Source organism: Variovorax sp. Soil_C_26, assembly GCF_057657075.1.
The window spans coordinates 713,196-729,601 of the sequence record NZ_JBDGJC010000002.1; the positions used below are offsets into that span (position 1 = coordinate 713,196).

Below are 16,406 nucleotides of genomic sequence, written 5' to 3' on the forward strand. Positions count from 1 at the left end.
TTTTTCCCTAACTTACACATTGGTGTTTCGATGAACCCGCAAGAACTCAAGACCATCATGGGCTCCGGCCTGCTCTCGTTTCCGTTGACCGACTTCGACAGCAACGGCGACTTCAACAAGAAGGGCTACGAGCAGCGTCTCGAGTGGCTCGCGCCCTACGGCGCCAGCGCGCTGTTCGCGGCCGGCGGCACGGGTGAGTTCTTCTCGCTCACCGGCGACGAGTACCCCGGCATCATCAAGACCGCGGTCGACACCTGCCGCGGGGTGGTGCCGATCATCGCGGGCGCCGGTGGCCCGACGCGCTTCGCGATCCAATGCGCCCAGGCCGCTGAGAAGGCGGGCGCGCACGGCATCCTGCTGCTGCCGCACTACCTGACCGAAGCCGGCCAGGAAGGCCTGGCGGCGCACGTCGAGGCGGTGTGCAAGAGCGTGAAGTTCGGCGTGATCGTCTACAACCGCGCCTCGAGCCGCCTCAAGCCCGACACGTTGGCCGCGCTGGCCGAGCGCAACCCCAACCTCGTGGGCTTCAAGGACGGCGTGGGCGACATCGAGGCCATGGTCGCGATCTTCCAGAAGATGGGCGACCGCTTCGCCTACCTGGGCGGCCTGCCAACGGCCGAGGTCTATGCCGCAGCCTACAAGGCCATGGGCACGCCGGTGTATTCGTCGGCGGTGTTCAACTTCATTCCGAAAACCGCGATGGACTTCTATCACGCGGTCGCCAACGACGACATGGCCACCCAGCACCGCCTGCTGAAGAACTTCTTCATGCCCTACCTCGAGCTGCGCAACCGCGTGCCGGGTTATGCGGTCAGCATCGTCAAGGCCGGTGCCAAGATCGTCGGCCACGACGCGGGCCCGGTGCGCGCGCCGCTCACCGACCTGAAGCCCGACGAGATGGAACAGCTCAAGGCCCTGATCGACGCGCTCGGGCCGCAGTAAGCACAAGCCTGGCCAACGCGCTGCCCGCAGCGGATGGACGCCACAAGATGAACCACACGCCAGAATCTCCCTCCCGCAGCACCGCGACGGGCACGCCCGTCGTCACCGCCATGCGCGTGGTGCCCGTCGCGGGCCACGACAGCATGCTCATGAACCTGAGCGGCGCCCATGGCCCGTTCTTCACGCGCAACCTGCTGATCCTGACCGACAGCGCGGGCCGCACCGGCGTCGGCGAAGTCCCCGGCGGCGAGAAGATCCGCCAGACCCTCGAGGACGCGCGCGCCCTCGTCGTCGGGCAGCCGATCGGCAACCACAACGCAGTGCTCAATGCGATGCGCCGCGCGTTCGCGGCCCGCGACAGCGGCGGGCGCGGCCAGCAGACCTTCGACCTGCGCGTCACGATCCACGCGGTCACTGCCGTCGAGGCGGCGCTGCTCGACCTGCTGGGCCAGCACCTCGAAGTGCCCGTGGCCGCGCTGCTCGGCGAAGGTCAGCAGCGCGATGCGGTGCAGATGCTCGGCTACCTGTTCTACGTGGGCGATCGCAGCAAGACCGACCTGCCGTACGAAAGCGACCCAGGCGCCGACAACGACTGGTTCCGGCTGCGCCACGAAGAGGCGATGACGCCCGAGGCCATCGTTCGGCTGGCCGAGGCCACGCATGCGCGCTACGGCTTCACCGACTTCAAGCTCAAGGGCGGTGTGCTGCGCGGCGAGGAAGAGGTCGAGGCCATCCGCGCGCTGCACGAGCGCTTTCCCGACGCGCGCGTCACGCTCGATCCGAACGGCGGCTGGCTGCTGGCCGACGCGGTGCGCCTGTGCCGCGACCTGCATGGCGTCATGGCGTATGCCGAAGATCCGTGCGGCGCCGAAGGCGTGTTCTCGGGCCGCGAGGTGATGGCCGAGTTCCGGCGCGCCACCGGCCTCCCGACGGCCACCAACATGGTTGCGACCGACTGGCGCGAGATGGTGCACAGCCTGTCGCTGCAGTCGGTGGACATCCCGCTGGCCGACCCGCACTTCTGGACGATGCAGGGCTCGGTGCGCGTGGCGCAGCTGTGCCAGGCCTGGGGCCTGACATGGGGCTCGCATTCGAACAACCATTTCGACGTGTCGCTCGCGATGTTCACGCACGTGGCGGCCGCCGCGCCCGGCAAGGTCACGGCCATCGACACGCACTGGATCTGGCAGGACGGCCAGCGCCTCACGCGCGATCCGCTCAAGATCGAGGGCGGCCTGGTCAAGGTGCCGATGCGCGGCGGGCTGGGCATCGAGCTCGACATGGCCGAGGTCGAGAAGGCGCACCAGCTGTACCTGAAGCACGGCCTCGGTGCGCGCAACGACGCACAGGCGATGCAATACCTGATTCCCGGATGGACCTTCGACAACAAGAATCCCTGCATGGTCAGGTGAAGGTTTAGCCTTCCATTTCTGTCTTTTCCCTCGACCAGCAAGGACCCCTCATGCAGAACCACGAAAACCTGATCGGCGGCGAATGGCGCGCCGGCACGAGCTACAGCCCCAACCTCAACCCGAGCAACCTGTCCGACGTGCTCGGGCACTACACGCAGGGCGACGCCACGCACGTCGAGGCGGCCGTGGCCGCCGCCACCGCCGCTTTCCCGGCCTGGGCCACAGGCGGCATCCAGGCGCGCTCCGACGCGCTCGACAAGATCGGCAACGAGATCCTTGCGCGCAAGGAAGAGCTCGGCGAGCTGCTCGCGCGCGAAGAGGGCAAGACGCGCGCCGAAGGCATCGGCGAAGCCGCGCGCGCGGGCTACATCTTCAAGTTCTTTGCCGGCGAGTGCCTGCGCCTCGCGGGCGAGCTCGTGCCCTCGGTGCGCCCGAACATCGGTGTCGAGATCACGCGCGAGCCGGTCGGCGTGATCGGCCTGATCACGCCTTGGAACTTTCCAATCGCCATTCCGGCCTGGAAGATCGCGCCTGCGCTCGCGTTCGGCAACTGCGTGGTCTTCAAGCCCGCCGACCTCGTGCCGGGCTGCGCCTGGGCGCTGGCCGAGATCATCAGCCGCTCGGGCATTCCCGCGGGCGTGTTCAATCTCGTCATGGGCCGCGGCAGCGTGATCGGTAATGCGCTGGTCGACCACCCCGGCGTGCATGCGATCAGCTTCACCGGCTCGGTCGGCGTGGGCCGCAACATCGCGGTGCAGTGCGCCACCAACGGCAAGAAGGTGCAGCTCGAGATGGGCGGCAAGAACCCGCAGGTGGTACTCGACGACGCCGACCTCGCGCAGGCCGTCGAGCTCAGCGTGCAGAGCGCCTTCTATTCCACCGGCCAGCGCTGCACCGCGTCGAGCCGACTGATCGTGACCGAAGGCATCTACCCCAAGTTCATCGAGGCGATGAAGGCGCGCATGGCGAAGATCAAGGTCGGCGATGCGCTCGCGCAAGGCACCGACGTCGGTCCGGTGTCGTCGAAGTCGCAGCTCGACCAGGACATGGAATACATCGCCATCGGCAAGGGCGAGGGCGCCACGCTCGCGGCCGGAGGCGAGCTGCTGAAGCTCGAGACCGACGGCTACTACATGTCGCCGGCGCTGTTCAGCGAGTCGGCCGCGGCCATGCGCATCAACAAGGAAGAGATCTTCGGCCCGGTCGCGAGCGTGATCCGCGTGAAGAACTACGACGAGGCGCTGGCCACGGCCAACGACACCGAGTTCGGTCTCTCGGCCGGCATCGCGACCACCTCGCTGAAGTACGCCACGCACTTCAAGCGCCACAGTCAGGCCGGCATGGTGATGGTGAACCTGCCGACCGCGGGCGTGGACTACCACGTGCCGTTCGGCGGCCGCAAGGGCTCGAGCTATGGTCCGCGCGAGCAGGGCCGCTATGCGCAGGAGTTCTTCACCACCGTGAAGACGGCCTACACGCTCGCCTGAGGCTGCCGGCCCGGGCTGCCGCCGGTGCGCCCCATCGCGCGCCGCAGCCCGAGCGCCAGCAGCACGCCGGCCACGCCCGCCACGGCCACGATGGCCGCCGCCGCGGGCCAGCCGCGCGCATCAACCGCGCCGCCGACCACCACCGGGCCGATCATCTGGCCCAGGTTGCTGCCGAGCATCAGCAGGCCCATTGCCATCGGCGCCAGGCGCAGGCTCGGCGCCACCAGCGGCGAGGTGCCGATCAGCGTGGCCGGGAGCAGCCCGCCCGCGCCAGAGAACACCAGGCACAGCGCAAACGCTGGCAGCGCATCGAGCAGCGGCAGGAAGATGCCGATGGCCGCGAGCCCCATCACCGCGCTGGCCGAGGCCGCCAGCAGCCAGCGCGGCGCGCCGCGCTTCAGCAGCATGCCGGCCGCGAGATTGCCTGCCACGTTGGCGCAGCAGGCCACCGCGCTCAGCGCGCCGGCCGCGGCCGTGTCCACGCCCATGCGCTCGATCAGCAGCACCGGCAGGAAGCTGAAGAGCGCGAAGAACTGCAGGCTGTAGACCACGAACGCGGCGGCGATCAATGCCGGCGCACCGGCACGCAGCGTCGCGGCCGCATCGCGGCCCATGCTGCGCCATGACGCCGACGCGCCACCGCTGAGGGCGCCGCGCGGAACGAAGGACAGCACCAACAGCGCGACCACGGCCGCGAGCGCGGCATTGCCGAGCCAGAAGCCGCGCCACCCGTCGAGCAGTGCGCCGCTGAAAAGCGCGAGCGCGATCCCGGCCGGCATGAAGCAGCTCCAGATCGCGAAGGCCAGGTCCTGGCCGCTGGGCGCGACCATGCGCTGCAGCACCGAAGGACCGGCGATGGTGATCAGCACGAAGCCCAGCCCCTCGACCACGCGCCCCGCGAGCAGCACTGCCACGCTGTGCGACAGCGCGCCCGCCGTGCTGCCCGCGGTGATCGCGAGCAGGCCCGCGAGCACCAGGCGCCGGTCGCCGGCGCGCTCGACCCACGCGCCCACCGGCACCGCACCGAGCACGCCCAGCAGCGAGAACATCGCCATGAGCCAGCCGACCATCGTCAGGTCGAGGCCGAAGTCGGTGCGCAACTGCGGCACCGCGATGGCGACCTTGCCGACCTGGAGCGATGCGACCACGCCGGCGGCGACGACCAGCGCGACACCGGGCCAGTGCGTCATCGCGTGCGTGGGGGAGGGTGCGAGCGGGTTGTGCATGCCGCCACTTTGGGCCGAACGGCGCATGAATGAAAGCGAATAATATCGGCCAACTCGATCGACTGGAGAGATCATGCTGGACGCCCTCACATTGAGCCAGATGCAGATGTTCGCGGCGGTGGCCGACACCGGAAGCTTTCGCGCGGGCGCGGCCCGGCTGCACCGTGTGCAGTCGGCCGTGAGTCATGCGATCGCCAGCCTCGAGGCGCAACTGCAGGTGCGGCTGTTCGACCGCTCAGGGCACAAGCCGGTGCTCACGCCCACGGGCACAGCGCTGCTCGGCGACGTGCGGGTGATCCTGTCGAAGGTCGAGGCCTTGCATACGCGGGCGCAGGGCGTCGCGCAAGGCATCGAGCTCGGCCTTTCGCTGGCGGTGGACACGCTGTTTCCGCCAGCGCTCGTGGCGAGCGCCATCCGCGGCATGCATGCGCGCTATCCGGGCATTGCAGTGCGCGTGGCCTACAGCTCGGTGGGCGGCACCATCGATGCGTTGAACACCGGCCGCTGCGATCTCGCGATCGCGGCCTTCGGCCATGCCGACGCGAAGATCGACCGCGAATTCCTGATGCAGCTCCACACCGTCGCCGTGGCTGCGCCTTCGCATGCGCTCGCGGTCCGTGCCGCCGAGCGCGGCGCCGCGGGCCTGGACGCTGCGGCGGCGGAGCATGTGCAGATCGTGGTCGAAGACCCGAGCACGCTGAGCGAGGGCTATGACATCGACGTGCTCTCGCCCGCGACCTGGCGCGTGAGCGACATGAACATCAAGCTCGCGCTGCTGCGCGAGGGCCTGGGCTGGGGGAAGATGCCGTCATGGATGGTGGCCGGCGACCTTGCGGCGGGCACGCTCGAGCAGCTGCCGATGCGCCGCATCGGCCCGGCCGGCAGGGCGCAGCAGCCGTGCTACTTCTGCCACCGCGCCGACAAGCCACTCGGCGCGGGTGCCGCGCTGCTGCGCGAGTGCTTCATGGCGCAGGCGAAGGCAGCGGGGGAGCCCGGCGCCGGTGGCGCATCAGCATCTCGATCAGCTCGAAAAGCGCCTCGCTCAAAAGCGCCAGCGCCGCCGCCGGCAGTGCGCCCGCCACGAGCAACTCGCGGTCGTTGAGCGCCAGGCCGGTGACGATGCGTTCGCCGAATCCGCCCGCGCCGATGAAGGCCGCGATGGTCGCGGTGCCGATCGCGATGGCCGTGGCGGTCCGCACGCCCGCCAGCAGCGTGGGCAGTGCAAGCGGCAACAGCACCAGCCGCAGGTTCTGCCGCGGCGTCATGCCCAAGGCCGTGCCTGCGAGCCGCAGGCCGTCCGGGACTTCGGCCAGCCCGGCCGCGGTGTTGCGCATGATCGGCAGCAGCGAATAGAGCGTGAGCGCAATCAGCGCGGGCAGCGCGCCGATCGCGCCGAGCATCGAGATCAGCACCGCCAGCAGCGCGAGCGAGGGTACGGTCTGCAGCAGGCCCGCCAGGCCGAGCACCAATGCACGCAGCCGCACATGCGCGAACACCGAGATCGCGAGCGGCACGCCGATCAGGATCGCCACGCCCACCGACACCAGCACCAGCAGCAGGTGCTGGCGTGCAAGCGGCCAGAGGTCGGGGCCGAACAGCTTGGCGACGAAGCCGCGCCGCAGTTCCGAGGCCGGCGCCTGGGCGTTCGTGCCCTTCGCGGTCAGGAAGTCGCGCGCAATCGCATCGAAGGGCACGCTTTGCAGCTCGGCGCGTGCGTTCATGGCGATCATCGCGTGTTCGTCGATGCGGCCTTCGAGCGCCTGCAGCGCGGCCCAGGCGCGCGGCAGCCGCGACGGCAGGTCGAGCCGGTACAGCAGCACCGCGTCGTAGCGCGGGAAGTAGCGCTTGTCGTCCTCGAGCACGCGCAGGCCGAGGTGGTCGATCTTGGCATCGGTGGTGTAGATGTCGATCGCATCGATCTGCTTCGCGGCAATCGCGTCGTAGGCCAGGCCGTGGTCGAGGCCGGTCGGCGTCTGCGTGAAGCCGTAGCGCGCGGCCAGGCCTTTCCATCCGTCGGCGCGGCCGATGAACTCGTTCGACAGGCCGAGCTTGAGCGACGGATGCCGTGCGAGGTCGCTCAGCGTGCGCAGCCCGAGGCGCTCGGCATCGGCGGCGCGCACGGCGAGCGCATAGCCGTCGTTGAAGCCGAGCGGCACGGCCACGCCAAGGCCAAGCGGCGCGAGCGCCGCGTTCATTTCGTCGCGTGTCGCTGCCGGCGCACCCTTGAGGATCTCGAGCGCGATGGTGCCGGTGTATTCGGCATAGACGTCGATCGCGCCCGAACGCAGGGCTTCGTAGACGATGGCCGTGTTGCCCAGGCCCTGGCGCACCACGGGCGGCGACGCCGTGTGCGGCGCGGCCGTCTGCGCGATCAGCTCGGCCAGGATGTACGACTCGGTGAAGCGCTTGGAGCCCACGCGCAGCGACCCGGCGTCTTGCGCGGAAACCGCCAGGAGCGGCCAGATCAGCGTGAACAGAAGGATGGCGCGCAACAGGATGCGGCTTGGGCGTTGCATCGCGGGCAGTGTATCGACAGACCCGCAGGCCCGCCAATCTCCTACACCGCGTGGTGATCCGGCGCCCATGCGCTGCGGCGCGAGGCGAAGCATCATTAACAAATGAAAACTTCATCTGCGGCATCGGCCGAACCTCTACCCGCTGCCGACGTGCACGGCCTGCGCGAACTGCCCGGCGTCCGCGTCGAAGGCTACAGCCTGCAGTTGCGCGACAAGGACGGCTTCGTCGGCGACCAGGCGAGCCAGACGGCCTTCCGCGAACTGCTCGAACGCTGGCGCAAGCGCCGCCGCAAGAACGGCAAGGACCCACTCGGCAAGCTGCACTCGCGCGACATGAGCAAGAAGACGCTCGACCGCGTGCTCCGGGCGAAGAAGGGCTCGGAGGCCGGCGACGTCGTGGAGGGGGTGATCGAGGAGTTCACCGAAGAACTCGCCGAGGTGGTTCAGCGGTTCCTGCGGCAGCCCTCTTGGCAGAAGGTGGAGCGCATCGTCATCGGCGGCGGCTTCCCCGAAAGCGACGTCGGCGAGCGCGCGGTGCTGCAGACCGCAGCCATCCTTGAGGAGATCGGTCTGCACGTGCAGCTCGGCCGGCTGTCGCACAACGTGGACGACGGCGGGTTGATCGGCTGGGTGCACCTCGCGCCGCAGGCCATGCTGCGCCGCTACGACGCCCTGCTCGCGGTCGACATCGGGGGCACCAACGTGCGCTGCGGCATCGTGAAGACACGCTGGCAGAAAGCCCACGACTTCTCGCGCGCGGGCGTGGTGCGGCGCGAAAAATGGCGCCATGCCGACGAGGCCCCGAGCCGCAGCCTCATGGTCGAGCGCATCTCGGACATGCTGATGGACATGGTGCGCTACAGCGAGCGCAACAAGATCCGCCTCGCGCCGTTCGTGGGCATCGGCTGCCCTGGGCTGATCCGTCCCGACGGTTCGATCGCGCGCGGCGCGCAGAACCTGCCGGGCGACTGGGAGAGCCATGCGTTCCACCTGCCGACCGCCGTATGGCGCCGCATGCTCGCGCTGGGGTCGGACCCGATGCTGGTGCTGATGCACAACGACGCGGTGGTGCAGGGCCTGAGCGAGCTGCCTTTCATGCGCGACGTGAAGCACTGGGGTGTGTTGACCATCGGCACGGGCCTCGGCAATGTGAGCTTCACCAACACCGACGCGAAAGGCAGCGGGGTGTCCGTCAAAGCTGGAAAGCCACGGTGAGCAGCAGCCCCTCGGCCACGTCACGCACGAGGCCGGGGCGGCGCGCGCGGTAGGCCTCGCCGGCCGAGGCTGTGGTCTCGATCCATTCGGCGAGCCAGTCGATCTCGCGCGGGCCGTAGAACACCACGGCGGCTTCGTGGTTGAGCAGCAGGCTGCGCAGGTCGAGGTTGATCGAGCCGCAGAGGGCAAGGTCGTCGTCGACCACCACCGCCTTGGCATGAACCATGAACGGCAGCATTCGAAAGCTCGCGCCGGCTCGCGCGAGGTCGCGCATGGCGCGGGCGCGCACGAAGTCGGCGAGGCGATGGTTCGAGCGAGCGGGCATCGCGATGGTCACCTGCACGCCGCGCCGGGCCGCGAGCCGCAGCGCATCGCGCAGGCCGTCGCCGGGCACGAAATAGGGCGTCACGGCAAGCACGCGGTGCTCGGCGCGAAAGCACGCATCGATCAGCAGTGCATGCGCGGTGTCCTCGGTCTGGTCGGGGCCGCTCGGCAGGAACTGGGCCAGCGCGCCGCCCGCGCCTTCTTCGATCTCGTCGGCGGCGATGGCGCGTGCCTTGCGTCCGCGCACCGAGCGCCAGTCGTGGTCGAACTGGCGTGCCGCGGCGGCGGCCACGCTGCCGCGCAGGTCGAACGATAGGTCACGCCAGGCTTCGGGAAACTTGTCGCTGCCCGTGAAGTACTCGCCTGCGAGGTTGCGCCCGCCCGACCAGAGCCAGCCGTCGTCGGCGATGGTGAACTTGCGGTGGTTGCGCAGGTTGCGCGGTCCGAGGCGGCGCAGGCTGAAGAAGGGGCGGAACACCGCGACCTCGCCGCCGGCCTCGCGCAGGACGTCGAAGTGGCGGCGCGGCAGCGTCAGCGCGCCGAAGCCGTCGAGCAGCACGCGCACCCGGATGCCTTCGCGCGCGCGCGCGGCCAGTCGATCGATGACCGCTCGGCCCATCGCGTCGTCGCCGATGAGGAAGGTGCACACGTCGACGCGCTGGCGCGCGCCGTCGATCACCTGCCAGAGCGCCTCGCGCGCGGCCTCGCCGTCGGCATGGAAGCGCACCGCGCAGCGCCCCGGCGGCGCGAGGCCGAAGCTCTCGATGAGGTCGGCGGCCCAATGCCCGCGCGGCGCCGAGCGCGGCGGGCGCGGCGAGCCCGCGGGGCGCAGCTTGCGCTGGCCGAACAGCAGGTACATCGGCAGGATCAGGTAGGGCATGAGCACCAGCCCCATGACCCATGCGATGGCGGTGGTCGGCGCGCGCTGTTCGCGGCGCGCGCGCGTGGTCAGTATGTAGACCAGCAGTGCGACGGTGACCGCGAGGAAGTGCTGTGACGCGGAGGGCAGCCAGTCGAATGACGGAGTCGGCATGGCGCGATGATGCCCGAGGGCGCGCGCGCCGCGCCGATCAACCTTGCCAGAAAGAGGCCGTCTCGCGCCCCTCGGACACCAGGAACCGCATCATCGGATCGACCACTGCGCGCACCGCGGGCCGCTCGCCGACGCGGCTGCGCCAGGCCAGCAGGCGCGGCGTGTCGCCGGTCATGCGCGCACCCTTGCGGTCGGCAAAGATGCAGGCCATGTAGAACGCGATGTCGGCGAAAGAGTACGGCCCGGCCAGGTGGTCGCGCCCGGCCAGCAGGGCTTCCATCTCGCCGTAGTAGCGCGCGCAGGCGGCGCAGGCCGCGACAGCCGCGGCGCCCTGCATGTCATGCTGCAGGCCGAAGAGCTTGATCACGTTCGGAAAGAAGACCTCGTCCGACTTCTGCTCGAGCTGCCGCGCCCGGGCCCGCTCGGCGATGCCGCGGGGCCAGAGGGCGGTGTCGGGATACCGGTCTTCGAGGTACTCGAAGATCTGCGTCGAGTCGAACAGCGCGACCTCGTCGTCGACGAGCACCGGCACCTGCTGCTTGACCGGGTTGACGCGCAGCACCTCGGGATGCTTCGGCTCGTAGGCGTCGTCCTTGGTGAACGGCACCATCACGAGTTCGAAGGGAATGCCCTTTTCGAGCGCGGCGATCTGCACCTTCGCGCCGAACATGCTGAGGGGGCCTGAGTAGAGAGTGGTTGCCATGCCCTGACTTCAACAGAAATGCGTGGTCAGGTCGAGCCCCAGACCTCCTCGGCGGTCTCGACCACGAGCCGCAGCTTGGCGCGCTGCGCTTCCACGGCGATGTTGTTGCCGTGCACCGTGCTCGAGAAGCCGCATTGCGGCGACAGCGCGAGCTGCTCGAGCGGCGCGTACTTGGCGGCATCCTCGATGCGGCGCTTGAGCTCGTCCTTGTCCTCCATCTCGCCGAACTTGGTGGTCACGAGGCCCAGCACCACGGTCTTGCCCTTGGGCAGGAAGCGCAGCGGCTTGAAGTCGCCCGAGCGGGCGTCGTCGTATTCCATGAAGTAGGCGTCGAGGTCCATCTCCTTCAGCAGTGCCTCGGCGACCGGCTCGTAGTTGCCGGCGGCCGCGTGCGTGCTCTTGAAGTTGCCGCGGCACAGGTGCATGGCCAGCAGCATGCCCGGCGGCTTCTGCGCCACCACCTTGTTGATGAAGGTGGCATAGCGGTGCGGCAGTTCGTTCGGATCGTCGCCGCGCTTGCGGGCCGCTTCGCGCATGTGCTCGTCGCAGAGGTAGGCCAGGTTGGTGTCGTCCATCTGCACGTAGGTGCAGCCGGCCGCGGCCAGCGAGCGCAGTTCGTCGCCATAGGCCTTCGCCACGTCGTCGTAGAAGGTGGGATCGAGCTCGGGATATGCCTCCTTGCTGATGCCCGCGCGGCCGCCGCGGAAGTGCAGCATGGTCGGCGAAGGGATGGTCACCTTCGGCGTGCGGCCGGCCGACACCTGGCTCTTCAGGTACTGGAAGTCGGCGAGCTGGATGTCCTTGACGTGGCGCACTTTGTCGATCACGCGCATCGCGGGCGGCGCGAGCTCCTCGGTGCCGTCGGGCTTGCGGATCGTCACCGGGATGTCGGTCTTCACGCCGCCGAGCTGGTCGAGGAAGTCGATGTGGAAGTAGGTGCGGCGGAACTCGCCGTCGGTGATGCTCTTGAGGCCGATGTCCTCCTGGAACTTCACGATCTCGGTGATGGCCTTGTCTTCGACCTTGCGCAGTTCCTCGGGCGTGATTTCGCCCTTGGCGTTCTGCTCGCGCGCTTCGAGCAGGTAGCGGGGGCGCAGGAAGCTGCCGACGTGGTCGTAGCGGGCGGGCAGGGTGGCGTGCTGGGACATGGGGTTCTCCGTCGTGGCTGAAAAACGAATCACATCCTATCGCCTGGAGAAACAGATGATATGTATACAGTAAGGTAGGTATTTACCCTTTAATCGGCGCAAAAGGGCTGCAAATTCTTGCTGTTCTGTATACATTGGGTATCCATGAACACGTCCACCGCTGCCTTCCCCCTGAACGCCTGGTATGCCGCCGCCTACGACGTCGAGGTGCGCCACGCGCTGCTCTCGCGCACGGTCTGCAATGAGAAGATCGTGCTGTTCCGCCGCACCGACGGCCAGGTCGCCGCGCTCGAGGACGCCTGCTGGCACCGGCTGATGCCGCTGTCGATGGGCCGACTCGAAGGCGACGAACTGGTCTGCGGCTACCACGGCCTGGTCTACAACAGCCAGGGCCGCTGCACCCACATGCCGAGCCAGGAGACCCTGAACCCTTCGGCCTGCGTGCGCAGCTTCCCGGTGGTCGAGAAGCACCGCTTCGTCTGGATCTGGCCCGGCGACCCGGCCAAGGCCGACCCGGCGCTGGTGCCCGACATGCACTGGAACGACGATCCGGCCTGGGCCGGCGACGGCAAGATGATCCGCGTGGCCTGCGACTACCGGCTGGTGGTCGACAACCTCATGGACCTGACGCACGAGACCTTCGTGCACGGCTCGTCGATCGGCAACCGCGAAGTGGCCGAGGCGCCGTTCGTTGCCACGCACGGCGACCGCTCGGCCACCGTCACGCGCTGGATGGAGAACATCGAGGCGCCGCCTTTCTGGGGCGGCCAGATCCGCCATGCGCGCGGCCACACGGGCAAGGTCGACCGCTGGCAGATCATCCGCTTCGAGGCGCCCTGCACGGTCAACATCGACGTCGGCGTGGCCGAGGCCGGTAGCGGTGCGGTGCCGAAGGACGGGCAGCCCGGCGACCGCAGCAAGGGCGTGAACGGCTACGTGCTCAACACCATCACGCCCGAGACCGACAAGACCTGCCTCTACTTCTGGGCCTTCGCGCGCAACTACTGCCTTGGCGAGCAGCGGCTCACGCACGAACTGCGCGAAGGCGTGGCCGGTATCTTCCGCGAGGACGAGATCGTCCTCGAGGCGCAGCAGAAGGCCATCGACGCGCGCCCCGGGCACCAGTTCTACAACCTCAACATCGACGCCGGCTCGATGTGGGCCCGCCGGCTCATCGACCGCATGGTCGAGAGGGAGCGGCCCGCGCGCGCGGCGATCCCGATTCGCCCGGTCGACGAACGGAAGGCGGCATGAAGGTCGCGGCCATCTCGCCGGTCGTCGAACCCGGCGACACCGGCAGCTCGCAGGCGGTGAAGGCGCAGCTGCGGCTGCGCGAGATGATCCTCGCGGGCGAGCTGCCCGGTGGCGCGCGCATCGCCGAGGTGGCGGTCGCCGAGCAGCTCGGCGTGTCGCGCACGCCGGTGCGCAGCGCGCTCATGCGGCTCGAGCAGGAAGGGCTGCTCGAGGCGCTGCCCAACGGCGGCTATGCGGTGCGCACGTTTTCCGAGCGCGACGTGGCCGACGCCATCGAACTGCGCGGCACGCTCGAAGGGCTGGTCGCGCGGCTTGCGGCCGAACGCGGCGCGGCGCCCGTGGTGCTGCGCGAGGCGCAGGCCTGCCTCGACCGCATCGACGAGCTGCTGCGCGAGCCGGCGCTCGACGACGCGGCCTTCTCGCGCTACGTGACGCACAACGAGAAATTTCATGCGCTTCTCTGCGAGATGGCCGCGAGCCCGGTGATCGCGCAGCAGCTCGACCGCGTGGTCAACCTGCCGTTCGCATCGCCCTCGGGCTTCGTGATCGTGCAGGCCAATTCGCCCGCCGCGCGCGACATGCTCGTGATTGCGCAGGACCAGCACCGGCAGGTGCTCGACGCGATCGAGGCCGGCGAGGGCTCGCGTGCCGAGGCCCTGATGCGCGAGCACAGCCGCATCGCGCGGCGCAACCTGCGCGAGGCGCTGCACGGCACGCATGGCGCGGCGCAGCGCCCGCTGCCGGGCGTGCAACTGATCCGCCGGCGCGGTTGACCGGACGTTCCTTCTATTTCTTTCCTGTGGGTGTTCTTTCCCGATGAAAAGCGATCTTCAATGGATGCAGGCGCAGGTGGTGGCGCTGCGCGATGTCACGCCCACCGTGCGCGAGTTCGAACTCCGGCCCGAGACCGGCGCGGCCGGCACCTGGGAGCCGGGTGCGCACCTGCAGGTGCAGGTGATGACGGCGCAGGGCCGGCTGCAGACCCGGTCCTATTCGCTCGTGGGAGGGGGTGGGGCCGGCGGCGACAGCTGGCGCATCGCCGTCAAGCGGCTCGACGACGGCCGCGGCGGTTCGCTCGCGATGTGGCGCCTGGCCGTGGGCGACCGGCTGCAGGTGGGCACGCCGCAGAACCACTTTCCGCTCGACACCCGCGCAAGCGGCTACCTGCTCGTGGCGGGCGGCATCGGCATCACGCCGCTGGTGCTGATGGCCGAGCGGCTGGCGGCGCTGGCGCGCAGCGGCGGCGTGCCGCTGACCATGCTCTACGGCGCGCGGCATGCGGGCGAGTTCGCGTACGGCGACCGGCTGCGCGAGGCGCTCGGCGACGCGCTGGTGCTGCACGAAGGCGCTTCGCCGATCGACTTTGCGGGCGCCATCGCCGCGCTGCCGGCCGGCGGACAGCTCTACACCTGCGGCCCGGTGCCGATGCTCGAAGCCGTGAAGCGCGCCTGGCAGGCGGCGGGCCGCGCGCCGGCCGACCTGCGCTTCGAGACCTTCGGCAGCAGCGGCCGGCTGGCCGCGCAGGCCTTCGAGGTGCGTCTGCCGCGGCACGACCTGGCGATCACCGTGCCGCCCGACCGCACGCTGCTCGAGGCGCTCGAAGCGGCCGGCGTCGAGACGCTCTCGGATTGCAAGCGCGGCGAGTGCGGCCTGTGCGCCATGGACGTGCTGGCGGTTGACGGCGAGATCGACCACCGCGACGTGTTTTTGAGCGAGCACGAGAAGCAGGCCACGACGCGGATCTGCGCCTGCGTCTCGCGGGCGGTCGGCACGGTGACGCTCGACTCGTCGTACCGGCCGGACTGCTGAGCCGGCCGTTGCGCGATGATCGCGCAGCTGGTTTGTTCATCGCGCACAAACCAGCTTGCTGCGCGAGGCCTAGGTAGATGCCTGCCCCGCGTTCTGTTGCAAAGTGCACAAAATAGCGCGATTTCGCCATCTCGTCTCTCGAAGGAAACCCATGCAAAGACGCCACATCCTCCAGACCGCGGCCCTGACGGCGCTCGCCTTTTCCATGTCGCTCGCTAGCGCGCAGGGCAACACCTTCAAGATCGGGCTGATCCTGCCCATGACCGGGCAGCAGGCCTCGACCGGCCGCCAGATCGAGGCGGCGGCGCGGCTCTACATGGCGCAGCATGGCGACACCGTCGCGGGCAAGAAGATCGAGCTCATCGTCAAGGACGACGTGGCCACGCCCGACGTGACCAAGCGCCTGGCTCAGGAACTCATCGTCAACGACAAGGTGAGCGTGATCGCGGGCTTCGGCGTCACGCCGGCCGCGCTCGCGGCCGCGCCGCTCGCCACCCAGTCGAAGACGCCGCAGGTGGTGATGGCCGCCGCCACGTCGAGCATCACCGAAGCGTCGCCGTACGTCGTGCGCACGAGCTTCACGCTGCCGCAGGTGTCGGTCGCGATGGGCGACTGGGCGCCGAAGAACGGCGTGAAGACCGTGGTCACGCTGGTGGCCGACTACGGCCCCGGCAACGACGCCGAGAAATTCTTCACCGAGCGCTTCCAGCTCAACGGCGGCAAGGTGATCGAGAAGCTGCGCGTGCCGCTGCGCAACCCCGACTTCGCGCCGTTCCTGCAGAAGGTGCGCGACGCCAAGCCCGATGCGCTGTTCGTCTTCGTGCCCTCGGGCGCGGGCGCGGCCGTGATGAAGCAGTTCCTCGAGCGCGGCATGGACAAGGCCGGCATCCGCATGATCGCCACCGGCGACGTGACCGACGACGACCAGCTCAACGACATGGGCGACGGCGCGCTCGGCGTGGTCACCTCGCACCACTATTCGGCGGCGCATCCCTCGGCGCTGAACAAGAAGTTCGTCGAGGCCTTCCAGAAGGCGAACCCGAAGATGCGCCCCAACTTCATGGCCGTGGGCGGCTATGACGGCATGCGCGTGATCTACGAGGCGCTCAAGGCCACCAAGGGCCAGGGCGGCGGCGAGGCGCTGCTCGCGGCCATGAAGGGCCAGACCTTCGAAAGCCCGCGCGGGCCGGTGTACATCGATGCGCAGACGCGCGACATCGTTCAAGACGTCTACCTGCGCAAGGTCGAGAAGAAGGACGGGCAGCTCTACAACGTCGAGTTCGACGTGATCAAGGGCGTGAAGGACCCCGGCAAAGCCAAGTAAATACCGGGCGGGC

At 69.1% G+C, this 16,406-nt stretch carries 13 protein-coding genes and 1 pseudogene; 9 read left to right on the top strand and 5 right to left on the bottom strand.

Annotated features, from left to right (window positions below):
* The first annotated feature begins 30 nt into the window (after nt 1-30).
* The 3 genes from kdgD to AC3A6G_RS08915 are packed head-to-tail and all read left to right on the top strand — an operon-like array spanning nt 31 to nt 3,841.
* Complete coding sequence (kdgD, locus tag AC3A6G_RS08905; RefSeq protein WP_487859902.1) at nt 31-942, top strand: 5-dehydro-4-deoxyglucarate dehydratase; 912 nt, start codon at nt 31-33, stop codon at nt 940-942.
* Between the two features lie 47 nt (nt 943-989).
* Nucleotides 990-2,354 carry a glucarate dehydratase gene (gene gudD / locus AC3A6G_RS08910; protein ID WP_487873568.1) on the top strand — a complete coding sequence of 455 codons (1,365 nt, stop codon included), beginning with the start codon at nt 990-992 and terminating at the stop codon, nt 2,352-2,354.
* Between the two features lie 50 nt (nt 2,355-2,404).
* A complete protein-coding gene (locus AC3A6G_RS08915; protein ID WP_487863531.1) occupies nt 2,405-3,841 on the top strand; it encodes an aldehyde dehydrogenase family protein in 1,437 nt (478 codons plus the stop codon).
* On the opposite strand, the gene AC3A6G_RS08920 is transcribed toward AC3A6G_RS08915, so the two are convergent.
* Nucleotides 3,826-5,067 carry an MFS transporter gene (locus AC3A6G_RS08920; protein ID WP_487873569.1) on the bottom strand — a complete coding sequence of 414 codons (1,242 nt, stop codon included), beginning with the start codon at nt 5,065-5,067 and terminating at the stop codon, nt 3,826-3,828. The genes AC3A6G_RS08915 and AC3A6G_RS08920 overlap by 16 nt on opposite strands.
* Nucleotides 5,068-5,173: 106 nt before the next feature.
* Here AC3A6G_RS08920 and AC3A6G_RS08925 point away from each other — a divergent pair.
* Nucleotides 5,174-5,980 (top strand): annotated as a pseudogene (locus AC3A6G_RS08925) (LysR family transcriptional regulator); the annotation flags it as partial.
* A gap of 49 nt (nt 5,981-6,029) precedes the next feature.
* Here AC3A6G_RS08925 and AC3A6G_RS08930 read toward each other — a convergent pair.
* Nucleotides 6,030-7,583 (bottom strand): ABC transporter permease/substrate-binding protein, encoded by a 1,554-nt coding sequence (locus AC3A6G_RS08930; protein ID WP_487863533.1) that lies wholly within the window; start codon nt 7,581-7,583, stop codon nt 6,030-6,032.
* Between the two features lie 102 nt (nt 7,584-7,685).
* Here AC3A6G_RS08930 and AC3A6G_RS08935 point away from each other — a divergent pair, with 102 nt between their 5' ends.
* The gene (locus AC3A6G_RS08935; RefSeq protein WP_487859907.1) at nt 7,686-8,798 is read left to right on the top strand and encodes an ROK family protein; all 1,113 of its coding nucleotides are present in this window, start codon (nt 7,686-7,688) and stop codon (nt 8,796-8,798) included.
* Here AC3A6G_RS08935 and AC3A6G_RS08940 read toward each other — a convergent pair.
* Genes AC3A6G_RS08940 through AC3A6G_RS08950 form a run of 3 tightly spaced genes read right to left on the bottom strand, consistent with a single transcriptional unit; the run spans nt 8,776 to nt 12,006 of the window.
* A complete protein-coding gene (locus AC3A6G_RS08940) occupies nt 8,776-10,155 on the bottom strand; it encodes a phospholipase D-like domain-containing protein (RefSeq protein ID WP_487863534.1) in 1,380 nt (459 codons plus the stop codon). The two genes, AC3A6G_RS08935 and AC3A6G_RS08940, sit on opposite strands and share 23 nt — an antisense overlap.
* 37 nt (nt 10,156-10,192) lie before the next feature.
* The gene (locus tag AC3A6G_RS08945) at nt 10,193-10,858 is read right to left on the bottom strand and encodes a glutathione S-transferase family protein (RefSeq protein ID WP_487863535.1); all 666 of its coding nucleotides are present in this window, start codon (nt 10,856-10,858) and stop codon (nt 10,193-10,195) included.
* A gap of 26 nt (nt 10,859-10,884) precedes the next feature.
* The gene (locus tag AC3A6G_RS08950; RefSeq protein ID WP_487863536.1) at nt 10,885-12,006 is read right to left on the bottom strand and encodes a 5-methyltetrahydropteroyltriglutamate--homocysteine S-methyltransferase; all 1,122 of its coding nucleotides are present in this window, start codon (nt 12,004-12,006) and stop codon (nt 10,885-10,887) included.
* Nucleotides 12,007-12,150: 144 nt separating this feature from the next.
* Between AC3A6G_RS08950 and AC3A6G_RS08955 the strand changes: the two genes are divergently transcribed.
* The 4 genes from AC3A6G_RS08955 (at nt 12,151) to AC3A6G_RS08970 (ending at nt 16,393) form a co-directional block, all read left to right on the top strand.
* Nucleotides 12,151-13,260, top strand: a complete 1,110-nt coding sequence (locus tag AC3A6G_RS08955; RefSeq protein ID WP_487863537.1) for an aromatic ring-hydroxylating dioxygenase subunit alpha — start codon at nt 12,151-12,153, stop codon at nt 13,258-13,260.
* Complete coding sequence (locus AC3A6G_RS08960) at nt 13,257-14,033, top strand: GntR family transcriptional regulator (protein ID WP_487863538.1); 777 nt, start codon at nt 13,257-13,259, stop codon at nt 14,031-14,033. The genes AC3A6G_RS08955 and AC3A6G_RS08960 overlap by 4 nt, the downstream gene beginning before the upstream one ends.
* 43 nt (nt 14,034-14,076) lie before the next feature.
* Nucleotides 14,077-15,069, top strand: coding sequence for a PDR/VanB family oxidoreductase (locus AC3A6G_RS08965; protein WP_487863539.1), 993 nt, complete (start codon nt 14,077-14,079; stop codon nt 15,067-15,069).
* Nucleotides 15,070-15,220: 151 nt separating this feature from the next.
* The gene (locus AC3A6G_RS08970) at nt 15,221-16,393 is read left to right on the top strand and encodes an ABC transporter substrate-binding protein (protein WP_487859914.1); all 1,173 of its coding nucleotides are present in this window, start codon (nt 15,221-15,223) and stop codon (nt 16,391-16,393) included.
* Nucleotides 16,394-16,406 lie beyond the last annotated feature (13 nt).